The 14,626-nt window shown below is 48.5% G+C and carries 14 protein-coding genes and 2 tRNA genes; 9 read left to right on the top strand and 7 right to left on the bottom strand.

The annotated features are described in order from the left end of the window. Positions 1-293: 293 nt before the first annotated feature. From Q4A84_RS10150 to trpD, 3 genes are read left to right on the top strand one after another with little or no spacing between them, the layout of a single operon-like run. Positions 294-593, top strand: coding sequence for a hypothetical protein (locus tag Q4A84_RS10150; protein ID WP_303088816.1), 300 nt, complete (start codon positions 294-296; stop codon positions 591-593). A 45-nt stretch (positions 594-638) separates the two neighbouring features. Continuing rightward, positions 639-1,223 (top strand): aminodeoxychorismate/anthranilate synthase component II, encoded by a 585-nt coding sequence (locus Q4A84_RS10145; protein ID WP_303088815.1) that lies wholly within the window; start codon positions 639-641, stop codon positions 1,221-1,223. 26 nt (positions 1,224-1,249) lie between these two features. Beyond that, on the top strand, positions 1,250-2,284 hold the full coding sequence (gene trpD, locus Q4A84_RS10140) for an anthranilate phosphoribosyltransferase (RefSeq protein ID WP_303088814.1): 1,035 nt from the start codon (positions 1,250-1,252) through the stop codon (positions 2,282-2,284). 77 nt (positions 2,285-2,361) lie between these two features. Here trpD and ftsX read toward each other — a convergent pair whose 3' ends face one another. Together ftsX and ftsE are read right to left on the bottom strand one after the other, a co-directional pair. Beyond that, positions 2,362-3,285 (bottom strand): permease-like cell division protein FtsX, encoded by a 924-nt coding sequence (gene ftsX / locus Q4A84_RS10135; RefSeq protein ID WP_303088813.1) that lies wholly within the window; start codon positions 3,283-3,285, stop codon positions 2,362-2,364. Further along, entirely contained in the window at positions 3,285-3,935 is a 651-nt protein-coding gene (gene ftsE, locus Q4A84_RS10130) for a cell division ATP-binding protein FtsE (RefSeq protein WP_303088812.1), read from the bottom strand. The genes ftsX and ftsE overlap by 1 nt, the downstream gene beginning before the upstream one ends. Before the next feature lie 114 nt (positions 3,936-4,049). Between ftsE and Q4A84_RS10125 the strand changes: the two genes are divergently transcribed. The 3 genes from Q4A84_RS10125 (at position 4,050) to murA (ending at position 5,963) form a co-directional block, all read left to right on the top strand. After that, positions 4,050-4,298, top strand: coding sequence for a BolA family protein (locus Q4A84_RS10125; protein ID WP_303088811.1), 249 nt, complete (start codon positions 4,050-4,052; stop codon positions 4,296-4,298). A 15-nt stretch (positions 4,299-4,313) separates the two neighbouring features. Next, positions 4,314-4,586 carry a hypothetical protein gene (locus Q4A84_RS10120; RefSeq protein WP_303088810.1) on the top strand — a complete coding sequence of 91 codons (273 nt, stop codon included), beginning with the start codon at positions 4,314-4,316 and terminating at the stop codon, positions 4,584-4,586. Positions 4,587-4,712: 126 nt separating this feature from the next. Then, entirely contained in the window at positions 4,713-5,963 is a 1,251-nt protein-coding gene (gene murA / locus Q4A84_RS10115) for a UDP-N-acetylglucosamine 1-carboxyvinyltransferase (RefSeq protein WP_303088809.1), read from the top strand. A gap of 227 nt (positions 5,964-6,190) precedes the next feature. On the opposite strand, the gene hisD is transcribed toward murA, so the two are convergent. The 4 genes from hisD to Q4A84_RS10095 form a co-directional block, all read right to left on the bottom strand. Further along, on the bottom strand, positions 6,191-7,483 hold the full coding sequence (hisD, locus tag Q4A84_RS10110) for a histidinol dehydrogenase (RefSeq protein ID WP_303088808.1): 1,293 nt from the start codon (positions 7,481-7,483) through the stop codon (positions 6,191-6,193). Between the two features lie 88 nt (positions 7,484-7,571). Next, positions 7,572-8,789, bottom strand: a complete 1,218-nt coding sequence (locus Q4A84_RS10105) for an NYN domain-containing protein (protein WP_303088807.1) — start codon at positions 8,787-8,789, stop codon at positions 7,572-7,574. Between the two features lie 157 nt (positions 8,790-8,946). Next, the gene (gene hisG / locus Q4A84_RS10100; protein WP_303088806.1) at positions 8,947-9,603 is read right to left on the bottom strand and encodes an ATP phosphoribosyltransferase; all 657 of its coding nucleotides are present in this window, start codon (positions 9,601-9,603) and stop codon (positions 8,947-8,949) included. Between the two features lie 51 nt (positions 9,604-9,654). Next, complete coding sequence (locus Q4A84_RS10095; RefSeq protein WP_303088805.1) at positions 9,655-10,263, bottom strand: SCO family protein; 609 nt, start codon at positions 10,261-10,263, stop codon at positions 9,655-9,657. Positions 10,264-10,435: 172 nt separating this feature from the next. On the opposite strand from Q4A84_RS10095, the gene Q4A84_RS10090 reads away from it, so the two are divergent. Both Q4A84_RS10090 and Q4A84_RS10085 read left to right on the top strand, forming a co-directional pair. Continuing rightward, positions 10,436-10,520: transfer RNA gene (locus Q4A84_RS10090), tRNA-Leu, on the top strand. A gap of 54 nt (positions 10,521-10,574) precedes the next feature. Next, positions 10,575-10,659, top strand: a tRNA-Leu gene (locus tag Q4A84_RS10085). Between the two features lie 143 nt (positions 10,660-10,802). On the opposite strand, the gene ppsA is transcribed toward Q4A84_RS10085, so the two are convergent. Further along, entirely contained in the window at positions 10,803-13,190 is a 2,388-nt protein-coding gene (ppsA, locus tag Q4A84_RS10080) for a phosphoenolpyruvate synthase (RefSeq protein WP_303088804.1), read from the bottom strand. A 426-nt stretch (positions 13,191-13,616) separates the two neighbouring features. Between ppsA and Q4A84_RS10075 the strand changes: the two genes are divergently transcribed. Further along, on the top strand, positions 13,617-14,435 hold the full coding sequence (locus Q4A84_RS10075; protein WP_303088803.1) for a pyruvate, water dikinase regulatory protein: 819 nt from the start codon (positions 13,617-13,619) through the stop codon (positions 14,433-14,435). Positions 14,436-14,626: the final 191 nt, after the last annotated feature.

Genomic DNA, 14,626 nt, shown 5'->3' with positions numbered 1-14,626 from the left:
ATTTTAAAACAATTAGTAAAGCATGATTTGTCCTAGTTATCTAGGACAGCCCCTTAAATTTTATAACTACTAATATTTAGTAAAATACATTGCTTCTTTTCATGTATTTAAAGTTCAACATGAATCACCAATACAACCAGTTTCTCAACTCAATCATTATTCTACGAAATTTGCCATGATCCTTTTCAGCTACTCAGATTCGCGGTATAGTTCCATATGATTTTAGGTAATAAAAAAACCCAACAAACCATTATAACCCCCCCCCCCCCCCCCCGATGGACTACCTGAAAAAAATGCCTTTTACGATTGTATTTATCGATAAAAAAGGCCGTTCCTACAATGATAGCAGCCGTGATTTGAACGCATATATTCAGCGTCATCCCATGATTATTCCACGGCTGCATCAACCTCGTTTCTCTGCCAAAATCCTTGAGATTGCCGCGCATCACAGCGGTATGAAGGTTGTTTACCGCCCTGCCGACAGCCGTGTGCGCCGCAATCTGACCTATGTCATCCGTAAAAATATTTTCCGAACAGATAAAGAACTGTGGGCTTTTATCAATAAGCCGGAGAATTTGGATACCGTCAAATAAACCGTGCCCACCGCCTTTTCAGACAGGCATCTTTGAAAGCAAACCATGCTCTTAATGATAGATAATTACGATAGCTTTACTTACAACATCGTGCAGTATTTCTCCGAACTCGGGCAAGAAGTGGTGGTTCGCCGTAATGACGACATCACGCTGGAAGAAATCGAAAAACTCAAGCCGAGCTACCTTGTCATCGGCCCAGGCCCATGTTCGCCTAAAGAAGCGGGCATCTCTATTTCTGCCATGCAGCACTTTGCCGGCCAATTACCAATTATGGGCATTTGCCTTGGCCATCAAACCATCGGCGAGGCTTTCGGGGGGCATATCGTGCGAGCACAAACCCTGATGCACGGCAAAGTTTCTCCCGTTCATCATCTGAATAAAGGCATGTTTGAAAATCTGCCCAATCCGGTTACTTGCACTCGCTACCATAGCTTGGTTATTGAACGTAACACGCTTCCCGATTGCCTTGAAATTACAGCATGGACAGACGATAACGAGATTATGGGCGTTCGTCATAAAACCTACCCGATTGAAGGCCTGCAATTTCACCCCGAAGGGCTGCTTACCGAACACGGCCATGATATGCTGAGTCGTTTCCTTGAAGAATTTCAAGATTTCCAAGCCGCCTAACCAAACGCCGAATAAGAGACAATTTGATGATTACGCCCCAGCAAGCCATCGCCCGCCTGATTGATAACAACGAGCTTTTTTACGACGAAATGAGCGACTTGATGCGCCAGATTATGAGCGGCCAAGTTGCTCCGGAACAAATCGCCGCGATTTTGGTCGGCTTGAGAATCAAGGTGGAAACCGTATCCGAAATTTCCGCTGCCGCCACAGTGATGCGCGAATTTGCCATTCCGGCACCGGTTAAAACGCGAGATAATTTAGTTGATATCGTCGGCACCGGTGGCGACGGTGCCAAAACATTCAATATTTCAAGCACAACCATGTTTGTTGCCGCCGCTGCCGGCGTTAAGGTTGCCAAACACGGTAACCGCTCCGTATCTTCTTCCAGCGGCGCAGCCGATGTGATGGAGCAGATGGGCGTTGCGCTCCAGCTTACTCCCGAGCAAGTTGGCCGCTGCATTGATGAAACCGGAATGGGTTTTATGTTTGCACCCAGCCATCATCAGGCAATGCGCCATGTCGCACCGGTGCGGCGCTCATTGGGCATCCGCACTATTTTTAACGTGCTCGGCCCGCTAACCAATCCGGCAGGTGCGCCCAACCAGCTACTAGGCGTTTTCCATATTGATTTATGCGGCATTTTATCGCGCGTTTTACAACAGCTCGGCTCCAAACACGTTTTAGTCATTTGCGGCAGCGATGGTTTAGACGAAATTACTTTGACCGGCTCTACTCGCGTTGCCGAGCTGAAAAACAATAAAATTACTGAATACGATATTTCACCCGAGCAATTCGGTATTGCGCCGCGGGCACACCTTAATGAAATTCGTGTGGAAAACAGCCTGCAATCGCTAAATATGATGAACGCGGTTCTGGTCGGAGAAAAAGGAGCGCCACGCGATATCGTACTGCTCAACGCCGCCGCCGCCATCTATACCGGCGGTCTGGCTGATTCATTGGAAGAAGGTTTTGCACGAGCCGAAGAAGCCATTGATTCCGGCAAGGCAAAAGCCAAGCAACAAGAATTGATTGCCTATACCCAAAAGCTGGCTAAAGCCTGAGCCATGTTTGAAAGGTAAAATGAAAGCATAAATGCCTGTCTGAAAAGTTTTAGACAGGCATTTGTTATGCGCAAACCTTACGATTTCTTCGCTTTAAATCCGAGCAAATGCTGTTGCGTCGCCAGCCAAGCACCGCCCATACCCAAAGCGGTAACCACCAACAATACCAACAAAATCTCTGGAAAAGTAAAAAAACGCCAATCCACATTCAACCCATAAGGCTTGAATATTTGGTTGACCAAAGGCCGGGTTGCGCTCATCAGCCAAGCGCACAGCGCAAGGCTCACGCCGGTTGCCAACAAGCTCTGCCAAGCCGCCTGATAAAGAAAAGGCCGGCGGATAAACGATGATGGCGCGCCTAAAAGTTTGGTAATCTCAATTTCTTCTTTACGGCTCAGTATCTGCAAACGGATGGTATTGTGCGCCACCAACACAAAAGCCAAGCTCAGCGTTATGGCTAGAAAATAAAATATTTTCCGCACAAAATCGTTTACCTGATATAAAGTCTGCATCCATTCGGCATCAAGCTGCGCGCTTTCTACCATAGGCAGCTCGTCCAAATCATGCTGCAAAGCCCTCATTTCATCGGGTGCCGGATGCCCTTGCGGCGTAACGATAAACACATCGGGCAAAGGGTTTTCATCCAGCATGGAAACCAAATCCTGACGCCCCATGCTTTTTTGCAATTCTTCCAAACCCTGCTGTTTGCCGACAAACTCATATTTCTCAATCCGTTTATCTTGTGAAAGCAATTTGCGAACCTCATCGTCATCACTCGCCTCGGCACCGGATTCCATATAAAGCGTAATCTGAGTCGCTTCATTCATCTTGCCAACCAAAGCCTGCGCGCTCTGAACGCCCAAATAAAGCGACAACGGCAATGTCATGGCGATTGAAAGCATCACCAAAATCAGAAACATGCCCAAAGGCTGGCGCACAAACTGCACCGCTGCGCTTTTTGCCGATTCCGCATGCAGCGAAAAATAATGTTTCATGCCCATTATGCAAACCTCCCTTGCTGCAAGCGCAGAATCCGATGGCCGTAATCCGCCATCAGGCTTTCATCATGCGCCGCCACGATGACCGTTGTTCCGGCTTCATGAAACGTTTTAAACAATTCCATAATGTCCAAAGCGTAAGCCCGGTCGAGATTGGCGGAAGGCTCGTCGGCAATCAGCAGGCTAGGCTGGTGCACCACCGCACGGGCGATGCACAAACGCTGCTGCTCCCCGCCCGACATGGTAATCGGATCTGCTTTTTCCTTACCCGACAAACCGACCTTCTCTATCGCAACCATCGCCCGTTTTTCAGCCGTTTTGGCATCATAGCCGGTGATTCGCAACGGCAATATCACGTTTTGCAGCACATTGCGGTCATATAAAATTTTGTGGTCTTGGAAAACAATGCCGATATGCTGGCGCAAAAAACCAAGCTGGTTATCGGAAAGGTCGCCGATATTCTGATTGTTCATCCACACCTTGCCCTCGGTCGGCTTGGTAATGCCGGCAATCAGCTTAAGCACCGTCGACTTTCCCGCACCGGAATGGCCGGCCAGAAAAATCATTTCGCCTTTTTTAATCTGAAAACTCAGATTCTTAATCGCAGAAAAACCACCCGGATAAATTTTGGAAACTTGTTCAAACCGAATCATGATAGCCTTCTGTAAGAGTATTTAAACCAATATTCGGTCGATTATACAATAAGGCCGCCCCAAACCGACCATCTGTTTTATAATATGGAAAAATTCAAAACTAAAGGAAACACAATGCTGACACCCGAACAAGTCCGTCAAATGATTGCCGACATCGCCGATTGCCAACATATCGAAGTGGAAGGCGACGGCCATCACTTTTTTGCCGTTATCGTATCCGAAGATTTTGCAGGCAAAGCCCGTTTGGCGCGGCACCGGATGATTAAAGACGGCCTGTCTGAAAAGCTGGCATCTAACGAATTGCACGCCCTCTCAATCCAAACCGCCGCCACACCCGAAGAGTGGGCGGCCAAAGGCAATTAAAATGAGGAGCGATTGATGAATAAAAGAACTTTCCTACAGGCTTTCATTATTCATTTGCAAACCAAAGGCATTCCGTTTAAAGAAACAGCCGATTCGATTTACCTCTCTCAAAGCAACCACCGCTATTTCCTGGAAATGGCAGTCAATGAAAACGGCACGTTCGATGCGTTGGTTACCGACTTGCAAAACGGCACGTTCGCCGAAAGGCAACAAGGAGAATGGATTGATGCCAATGATTTGAAAGCACATCTCCAATCCTACCTTGATATTTTGAAAACCGCCGGCTAACCCGGGTAAACAAGCAATGCCTGTCTAAAACATCGCGTTTTCAGACAGGCATTATTAAAAACAGAGCCCAAACAAACACCCTTCTCTAGTATAATTCTCCTTTTCCGCCCTACCGAAAGAATCATTGTGGATAAACTTAAAATTTCTGCCAACGGCCCGCTAAACGGCGAAATTACCGTATCCGGTGCCAAAAATGCCGCCCTGCCGCTGATGTGCGCCGGCTTGCTGACCGACGGCACGCTGCGCCTGAAAAACGTGCCGATGCTGCGCGACGTCAAAACCACGCAAAAATTGCTGCAAGGCATGGGCGCCCGCGTATTAACCGACAATATCCACGAGTTTGAAATCAACGGCGGCACCGTCAACAACACCATTGCACCATACGAACTGGTCAAAACCATGCGCGCTTCCATCTTAGTGCTCGGCCCCACGCTGGCACGCTTCGGAGAAGCCCAAGTCAGCCTGCCCGGCGGTTGCGCCATCGGCTCGCGTCCGGTCGACCAACACCTCAAAGGCTTGGAAGCAATGGGCGCTGAAATCACCATTGAGCACGGCTATGTCAAAGCCAAAGGCCGTCTGAAAGGCGCCCGCGTGGTTATGGACGTGATCACCGTAGGTGGCACCGAAAACCTGCTTATGGCCGCTACCCTAGCCGAAGGCACCACCGTTTTGGAAAATTGTGCCGTCGAGCCGGAAGTGGTCGACCTGGCCGAATGCCTGGTCAAAATGGGTGCCAAAATCAGCGGCATCGGAACCGCCACCATGACGGTTGAAGGCGTAAAAACCCTGCACGGCTGCGAACATAGTGTGGTGCCCGACCGTATCGAAGCGGGTACGTTCCTGTGTGCCGTTGCCATGACCGGCGGTAAAGTGGTATTGCGCAACGCCGCGCCGAAAACCATGGAAGCCGTATTGGATAAATTAACGGAAGCAGGCGCCATTATCGAAGCGGGTGATGATTGGATTGCCATTGATATGCAGCAACGCCCGAAAGCAGTCAACATCCGCACCACCGAACACCCCGGCTTCCCCACCGATATGCAGGCTCAATTTATGGCCATGAACGCAATAGCAGAGGGCGAAGGTACAGTAGTCGAAACCATTTTTGAAAACCGTTTCATGCACGTTCCCGAGCTTAACCGTATGGGTGCGGAAATTACCGCCGAGGGCAATACCGCCGTCGTCAAAGGCGTGGAGAAACTTTCCGGCGCCACCGTCATGGCTACCGACCTGCGCGCTTCGGCCAGCCTCGTTATGGCCGGTTTGGTTGCGGACGGAGAAACCATCGTCGAGCGCATCTACCATCTCGATCGGGGCTACGAACACATCGAAACGAAGCTGGGCAAAGTCGGCGCCAAAATCGAGCGAATTTCCTAAAACCCGATTCAATCTTTTATAGAAGAGCCCGACTCTAAATAACGAATGCCTGTCTGAAAATTTTCAGACAGGCATTATTGCATTAGCTTAGCCCCGTTTTACCTAGTTCAAAAATAGGCAAGGCTGTACCCTAAAAGGATGGCTTTCACAAAAATATTACCATCTCTTTCAGACAGGCATTTGGATTCCATGTAAAACCGAGAATGCCATTACATCAAATTCTCAGATTAATCCTTCAGCCTAAACTCCGCTGCACGGGCATGAGCCGTCAGACTTTCGCCATGCGCCAACACACTGGCGATTCGACCCAGTTTTTGCGCACCTGCTTCGGAAACCTGAATCAGGCTGCTGCGTTTTTGGAAATCATACGTTCCCAATGGCGAAGAAAAACGCGCGGTACGGCTGGTTGGCAAAACATGATTCGGCCCGGCGCAGTAATCGCCCAAACTCTCGCTGGTGTAACGCCCCATAAAAATCGCACCTGCATGGCGGATTTTCTGCGCCCATAATTCAGCATTTTCTACTGATAATTCCAAGTGCTCGGGCGCAATATAATTGGCGATTTGGCAAGCCTCATCCAAGTCTTTTGCCAGAATAAACGCGCCCCGATTGCTTAATGAAGCTTCAATAATGGCTCGGCGCGGCATTTCTTCAATCAATTTATCCATAGCTGCTTGCACTTCGTCGAGATATTGCTGCGAAGTTGCGATTAGAATCGCTTGCGCGATTTCATCGTGTTCCGCTTGGCTAAACAAATCCATCGCCACCCAATCGGCTGGAGTGCTACCGTCGGCAATCACCAGAATTTCCGACGGCCCCGCTACCATATCAATACCGACCACACCGAACACGCGACGCTTGGCCGCCGCAACGAAAGCATTGCCCGGGCCGGTGATTTTATCCACCTGCGGCACGGTTGCCGTACCATAAGCCAATGCAGCCACAGCCTGCGCACCACCGATGGTAAACGCTTTGGTAACACCGGCCACATACGCCGCCGCCAATACAATATCGTTGCGCTCGCCTTTGGGCGTCGGCACTACCATGATGATTTCAGGCACGCCCGCCACATGCGCAGGCATGGCATTCATAATCACCGAGCTGGGATACGCCGCTTTGCCACCGGGCACATAAATGCCAACCCGATCCAGCGGCGTGATTTGTTGGCCAAGCAACGTGCCGTCGTCATCAGTATAGCTCCACGATTCCATTTTTTGACGCTGATGATAGCTTTCCACGCGTGCCGCAGCGGTTTGCAAAGCCTTCTGCACGTTTTCGGGCAGCTTATCGAAAGCAGCTTTCAATTCGTCTTGGCTCAAAGTCAAATCGGCCATCGTCTGAGCAGATGTACCGTCGAACCGGTTGCTGTATTCGATAACCGCCGCATCGCCGCGTTTTTGCACGTCGGCGCAAATATCAGCAACAATTTGGTCGACTTTCGGGTCTTGTGCGGTTTCAAAGGCAAGCAGGCTTTGCAACTCGGATTGAAAATCTGGAGATTGGGTGGTTAAGTATTTCATGATTTAATCTTTCTGTTTGGAATCTCATTTTTTCAGACAGGCCTATCTGAAAAACGGCATATCCATAATAATATTTTAAAAATATACTTCAATCTTTGCTGACAAACCGTTTATTGACACGCACTCGCTCACCGCGCCCTATTTTTTTAATTTCCAGCCAATCGGCATAAATAGCATGAACCAAAGCACGATCTGTATCGAAACCATACTGGTGCGGATTAACATTCGGCGCAAGCTGCTTCAATACATCACCCAAACGCGCCCAACCTTCGCCATCGGCAACAGCATCAACAGCCTGCTGCACCAACGGAATCAATTTGGTAAAAACAGCTCTGCCGCCATTTTTGGGCTTAACCGCCTCTTCCGCCGTTGCTGATTGAGATTGAGGCACCGCTTCCGGCTTCTCTAAGCTCTCGGCGCGCGGTTTGCGAACATTACGCTTACTTTTGCCAGCTGGCTCGACAACCTGCCCTGTCTGCGCATTAGTAGAGACAACATCGGTTACAGTTGACTGCCCACTTGGCTGAGCATTCTGCGCTTCCGCCTTGTTATCGGCCAATTTACCGCTTTTTTCGGCAATCGGTCGTCGTCGAACCTGCACTTGATTGTTATCGGTGCGGGACTCAAATAAATCGAATGATTTGATCAACTCTGAAAGTTTGCTGTAACCATAAAGGCGCGGGTCAAAATCAGGATTGATTTTGTTGATATAACTGCCGATCGGCCCTAAATTCGCCCAGCCCAAATCATCGGCATTTTCACGCACGGCACGTTTAATCAAGGTTGCGGCATCGAAGGTTGAATTGCCTGATTCCGCAGCCGGCTTGGTTTTACCGTTATTTTTATTCTTTTCGGCCGTTGCCTTTTCAGGGCGGAAAATTTCGGTATAGATAAATTTGTCACAAGCTTTGCGGAAAGCCTCGGGCGTTTTCTTCTCGCCAAAACCATACACTGTAAGACCGCTTTCACGCAGGCGGCTGGCAAGGCGGGTAAAATCGCTGTCACTGGAAACGATGCAGAAACCGTCAAAATTGCCACTGTAAAGCAAGTCCATCGCGTCAATAACCAGCGCCATATCGGTAGCGTTTTTGCCTTTGGTGTAGGCAAACTGTTGAACGGGAATGATGGCATGCGGAAGCAGCGCCGCTTTCCATTTGTTGAGACCGTGGCTCCAGTCGCCATAGATGCGTTTCACACTGGCGATGCCGTATTTCGCGATTTCTTCCAGCAGGCGGTCGATAATATCGGCCGGCGCATTATCGGCGTCGATGAGAACGGCAAGTTTTTTATCTGATGTAATATTCATAGCTTGTTTATCATGAATAGATTGTATTTTCAGACAGGCTTCAATCCATTTGAAAATCAAAATGCGAAATAGTGTCTTTCCACCGCACTGATGCCGGCACCCTTGATAACAGGTTACACGCTGACAATGTCAATAAAGCTCGGCTTTTTCGGTCGGCCTACTTCTCGCCGTTTACCACCTCGGCAAAAGCACCGATAATCGGTTCGATTAAGGCATATTTCATCTTCAAAGCCGCTTTATTCACCACCAAGCGGCTTGAAATATCCACAATATGCTCTACCGCTTCCAGATGATTGGCCCGCAAAGTATTACCGCTTGACACCAAATCGACAATCGCATCAGAAAGCCCAACCAGCGGTGCCAGCTCCATAGAGCCGTAAAGCTTAATCAAATCAACATGCACACCCTTTGCCGCAAAATGCTCGGCCGCGATACCCGGATATTTGGTTGCCACACGCAAGCGCTGCCCCGGTCGCGATACCGATGCATAATCCACACCTTTAGGCACGGCCACCATCATACGGCACCGAGCAATCTTCAAATCCAACGGCTGATACAGCCCTTCTCCGCCATGCTCGATTAACACATCCTTTCCCGCAATACCGAAATCCGCCGCACCGTATTGCACATAAGTCGGCACATCGCTCGCGCGTACGATAACAAGCCGGATTTCCGGATGATTTGTGCCGATAATCAGCTTCCTCGATTCCTCAGGATCTTCAACGGGAACGATTCCGGCAGCCGCCAAAAGCGGCAGCGTTTCTTCAAAAATACGGCCCTTGGATAAGGCAATGGTTAAGTTTGTATCTTGCATATAGTTTTCCATAAAAGAAGCCTGTCTGAAAAAGACAGACCCGGTTCAACCTCATTTTAACAAGGTTTTTACATCATCGGCGATTTCCGTGGCCGTTTTGCCAAAAGGCTCAAACACCACCGCCCGGCCGTTTTTATCCAGTAAATATGTTCCGGCAGTATGCTCTACCGTATAATCATCGGCTGTTTTTCCTTTTATTTTCCTGGCCGTAACACGATAAAGCTTCTGCACGGCCGCAACATCTTGCCCGTTTGCCGCAGACAATCCGATGAATCGCTCGTCAAACAACCGTGCATATTTACCCACCAATTCAGGTGTATCCCGCTCTGGATCAACACTCACAAATACCACGGCCACATTCTTACTTTGCTCGCCCAATTGCTTCATCACATCAGCGTAGCCGGCCAATTCCGTTGGGCATACGTCAGGGCAATGGGTAAATCCGAAAGTCAGAATCACCACCTTCCCATGTAAGCTTGCCATATCGAAAGGCTTGTGATTATCCGCGGTCAACGTAAAATTCCCACCGATATTGTCTCGGCTAATATCACTGCCTTGAAAAACAGACGCAACCGATTGAACGGCCTGCTCGTTTGCATTTTTCTGCGAACAGGCAGAAAGTGCCAATATGAATGCCAAACCCAGTGTCAGCAGCCTCATGATTCATCTACTTTTAAAAAGATTGGAAGCTTTATATATTACCGCGTTTTCCCATCATTATGTGTTTATAAAATGTTTTAAGGTGAATCAAAAACTTGCATAAGCAAGCTTATCAAACCAATCGTAATGGTTTACAAGATTTATTTAGCTGCTATAATAGCCAACTTCTCCAGCCCGGGTGGCGAAATTGGTAGACGCAGGGGACTCAAAATCCCCCGCCGAAAGGTGTGTCGGTTCGAGTCCGACCCCGGGCACCAGATAGCAATAGCCGATAAATCAAATCGGTTCCAGCCACAAAAATAGTTTATCCCGCCCAGGTGGCGAAATTGGTAGACGCAGGGGACTCAAAATCCCCCGCCGAAAGGTGTGTCGGTTCGAGTCCGACCCTGGGCACCAATTCCCTGTAACACCCTTTAGCATTTTCATGATGCTGAAGGGTGTTTTACTAATAACCACATAAAAAATCCGAATCATGTCAATGTCTATCTGAAAAAAAGCGCCGCTTAATCTCTCAAGCGGCGCTTTTTTTCAGACAGGCATTATTTCTTCAATTCATTAGCCAAATACAGCCAAGTTTCAATCACGGTATCGGGGTTCAGCGAAACGCTTCCGATGCCTTCTTCCACCAACCATTTGGCGAAATCTTTATGATCCGAAGGCCCTTGCCCGCAGATACCAACGTATTTGTTATGTTTGCGGCACGCTGAAATGGCCAGATGCAGCATCACTTTAACCGCAGCATTACGCTCGTCAAACGTAGCCGCAATCGAACCGCCGCTATCGCGATCCACGCCTAAAGTAAGCTGGGTCATATCGTTGGAACCGATGGAGAAGCCGTCGAAATATTGCAAGAACTGCTCGGCCAACAAAGCATTGCTCGGCACTTCGCACATCATAATTAGACGCAAGCCGTTTTTACCACGCTCCAGACCGTTCTCTTTCAAAGCCTTAACCACTTGCTCGGCTTCGCTCAACGTGCGCACAAACGGAATCATGATTTCCACATTGGTCAGACCCATTTCGTCGCGCACATATTTCAACGCCTTACATTCCAAAGCAAAGCATTCTTTGAAATCGTCAGACACATAACGCGCCGCGCCGCGGAAGCCCAACATGGGATTTTCTTCATGTGGCTCGTAACGGTTGCCGCCGATTAAGCCCGCATATTCGTTGGATTTGAAATCAGACATGCGCACAATGACTTTACGCGGATAAACCGATGCCGCCAATGTTGCCACCCCTTCGGCGATTTTATCTACATAAAAATCAACCGGCGAGGCGTAGCCTGCGATGCGATCTGTGATTTCCGCTTTGATATCGGTATCTTGACGGTCAAACTCCAGCAGGGCTTTCGGGTGAATACCGATCTGGCGGTTGATGATAAATTCCATGCGCGCCAAACCGATGCCTTCGCTCGGCAAACCGGAGAACGAGAAGGCCAATTCGGGATTGCCCACGTTCATCATAATTTTAGTAGGCGGCTCGGGCATGTTATCAAGCGGAATTTCGCTTACTTCAACATTAGCCAGACCTTCGTAAATCAAACCGGTATCGCCTTCCGCGCAAGATACGGTAACTTCCTGCTCTTCCTGCAACAATTCGGATGCGTTGCCGCAACCCACAACAGCGGGAATACCCAATTCACGCGCGATAATCGCAGCGTGGCAAGTACGGCCACCTCGATTAGTAACGATGGCCGAAGCCCGTTTCATTACCGGCTCCCAATCCGGGTCGGTCATATCGGTAACCAGAATGTCTCCCACCTGAACCACATCCATCTGCGACGCATCTTTAACCAAACGCACTTTACCTTGGCCTACTTTCTGGCCGATGGCACGACCCTCGCATAAAACTGCGCCTTTATTGCTGATATTGTAACGGCGCAATACACGGCTGCCCGCTTCTTGCGATTTCACAGTTTCCGGACGAGCCTGCAGAATATACAGTTTGCCATCCAAACCGTCTCTGCCCCATTCGATGTCCATCGGGCGTCCATAATGCTCTTCAATAGTCAGCGCATATTTAGCCAATTCGGTAATTTCTTCGCTGGTAATGGAAAAACGTTTGCGATCGGCTTCGGGCACGTCTACCGTTTGCACTGATTTACCGGCTTGTGCGCTGTCGGTAAAGGTCATTTTGATGAGTTTGGAACCCATTGTTTTGCGCAGAATTGCCGGCTTACCTGCTTTCAGCGTAGGCTTATGCACATAAAACTCATCGGGGTTAACCGCGCCTTGCACAACTGTTTCACCTAAGCCATAAGAAGACGTAACAAATACAACATCTTCAAAGCCGGATTCGGTATCAATCGAGAACATCACACCGGCGGCTCCGCTATCGGAGCGAACCATGCGCTGCACACCTGCCGACAAGGCAACGATATCGTGGGCAAAGCCTTTGTGTACCCGATAAGAGATGGCGCGATCGTTATAAAGAGAAGCAAACACATGGTGCATCGCTTCTTTAACATTATCCAAGCCATTAATATTCAAGAAAGTTTCTTGTTGACCGGCAAAAGAGGCATCCGGCAGATCTTCCGCCGTGGCCGAGGAGCGTACGGCAACCGAAATCTGGTCGGTGCCCGCGTCGGCCACCATTTTATTCCATGCCGTTTCGATTTCTTTATCTAATTGCTCGGGAAACGGCGTATCCAAAATCCATTGGCGGATGTCTTTACCCACCCGCGCCAATTCGGTAACGTCTTCCACATCCAAAGCAGCCAAGGCAGCGGAAATACGCTCGTTCAGCCCGTTGTGCGCCAAGAATGCGCGGTATGCTTCCGCCGTCGTTGCAAAACCGCCCGGAACACGAACGCCTTTTTCCGTAAGCTGACTGATCATTTCGCCCAAAGAGGCATTTTTACCGCCAACGCTTTCCACGTCGGTCATACGCAGGTTTTCAAACCAGATAACGTAATTTTCAGACATTGTTTCAATCCAATTTGCAGGGGTTATAGGGAAATAAAAATTTTTGCGATGTCATTCTAACCAGTCAAACGTAGCCTGTCATGCTTTTTCGGAATCGGATAAAACGCCGGCAAGGCCGAAATATTGCGGAAACCGACCTTTAGCAAACGCCCGAATCAGAATAGTTTTATTTGTAATCAAACCTGTAATTACATGTAATATATAAGATTAAAAAGAAGCGGCAAGCCACAACTCATGAGAAAAATAAATTCTTAATCGCAATATAATTTCACAACAATAAATCTTTTAAAATTTAATTTTTATTTATCAGTATGAATTTATTTTGTGTAATTTGAAGTAACCCAAGAAAACCCGCTTCCAATAATGCTTTCAGATTGCTATGATGCTTTTTATTTCCCCAACTTGCCAAATACAAAGTGAGCAATTATGTCGCGTCGCAGAGCATTTTTTATTTCCGATAGAACGGGCCTTACATCCGAAAGCATGGGTGAAGCCCTGCTGGATCAATTTGAAGGCATTCAATTTAAACGCGCAACTTATCCTTTTGTCGACACTGTAGAAAAAGCTCACGCTATGGTGCAGATTATCAATAATTCGGCCGAGCAAGATATGCTGCGACCATTGGTATTCACCAGCATAATCAACCCGGATATCCGAAAAATCGTGCAAAGCAGTGCGGGATTGAATCTGAGCTTTTTCGATGCGTTTCTCAATACGTTGGAGCAGGAATTAGGTGTGAAAGCGCGCCATTCCATCGGCAAATTGCACGGCATCGTCGATGCCGACCGTTATGATGCGCGAATGGAAGCGGTCAATTTTTCGTTGAACCACGACGACGGCATCAGCGCCAAAGACTTGCAAACCGCCGATGTGATTCTGATGGGGGTATCCCGCAGCGGCAAAACGCCGACCTGCCTTTATCTTGCCCTGCAATACGGCATCCGTGCGGCAAACTACCCTCTCACGCCGGACGACTTGGAAAGCCCTGATTTGCCGCGTATGGTCAAACCGTTTAAAAACAAATTATTCGGCCTGACCATTCAGCCCGAACGTTTACAGGAAATCCGCCAAGAGCGGCGCCCCGATTCGAAATACGCCCACCTTAACACCTGCAAAAGCGAAGTGGCGGATGCACAGGCTATGTTTCGACGGCATAATATCGCGTTTACCAATACGACCCACAAATCGGTGGAGGAGCTGGCAGTCAGCATCATGCAAGCCTGTAATTTGAAGCGCCGCTTTTAAGCATAAAATGCCTGTCTGAAATATCAAAATTTTTCAGACAGGCATTTTCAAATACAATAATAAACAGGTTAAATATACCCAATTCACACCAAAGCAACAAACAACAAGTTCTTGCTTTTCTTTACGTTTTCAGACAGGCCTCTGTGAAAATAAGGCTGCTAAAATCCGCACTCTTTTTTTTGCTGGAAAGC

The sequence above is a fragment of the Neisseria sp. genome (genome assembly GCF_030527965.1).
GTDB lineage: Bacteria > Pseudomonadota > Gammaproteobacteria > Burkholderiales > Neisseriaceae > Neisseria.
Note: the sequence above shows the minus strand (reverse complement) of the source record. Positions and strands in the feature narration are given on the sequence as shown.

Coding starts and splice junctions, on each gene's coding strand:
- Q4A84_RS10150 (WP_303088816.1), top strand. CDS start 294: ATGCCTTTTACGATTGTATTTATCGATAAAAAAGGCCGTTCCTACAAT.
- hisD (WP_303088808.1), bottom strand. CDS start 7,483: ATGAAATACTTAACCACCCAATCTCCAGATTTTCAATCCGAGTTGCAA.
- hisG (WP_303088806.1), bottom strand. CDS start 9,603: ATGCAAGATACAAACTTAACCATTGCCTTATCCAAGGGCCGTATTTTT.
- ppsA (WP_303088804.1), bottom strand. CDS start 13,190: ATGTCTGAAAATTACGTTATCTGGTTTGAAAACCTGCGTATGACCGAC.
- Q4A84_RS10125 (WP_303088811.1), top strand. CDS start 4,050: ATGCTGACACCCGAACAAGTCCGTCAAATGATTGCCGACATCGCCGAT.
- ftsX (WP_303088813.1), bottom strand. CDS start 3,285: ATGGGCATGAAACATTATTTTTCGCTGCATGCGGAATCGGCAAAAAGC.
- Q4A84_RS10075 (WP_303088803.1), top strand. CDS start 13,617: ATGTCGCGTCGCAGAGCATTTTTTATTTCCGATAGAACGGGCCTTACA.
- Q4A84_RS10145 (WP_303088815.1), top strand. CDS start 639: ATGCTCTTAATGATAGATAATTACGATAGCTTTACTTACAACATCGTG.
- Q4A84_RS10095 (WP_303088805.1), bottom strand. CDS start 10,263: ATGAGGCTGCTGACACTGGGTTTGGCATTCATATTGGCACTTTCTGCC.
- trpD (WP_303088814.1), top strand. CDS start 1,250: ATGATTACGCCCCAGCAAGCCATCGCCCGCCTGATTGATAACAACGAG.
- ftsE (WP_303088812.1), bottom strand. CDS start 3,935: ATGATTCGGTTTGAACAAGTTTCCAAAATTTATCCGGGTGGTTTTTCT.
- Q4A84_RS10120 (WP_303088810.1), top strand. CDS start 4,314: ATGAATAAAAGAACTTTCCTACAGGCTTTCATTATTCATTTGCAAACC.
- Q4A84_RS10105 (WP_303088807.1), bottom strand. CDS start 8,789: ATGAATATTACATCAGATAAAAAACTTGCCGTTCTCATCGACGCCGAT.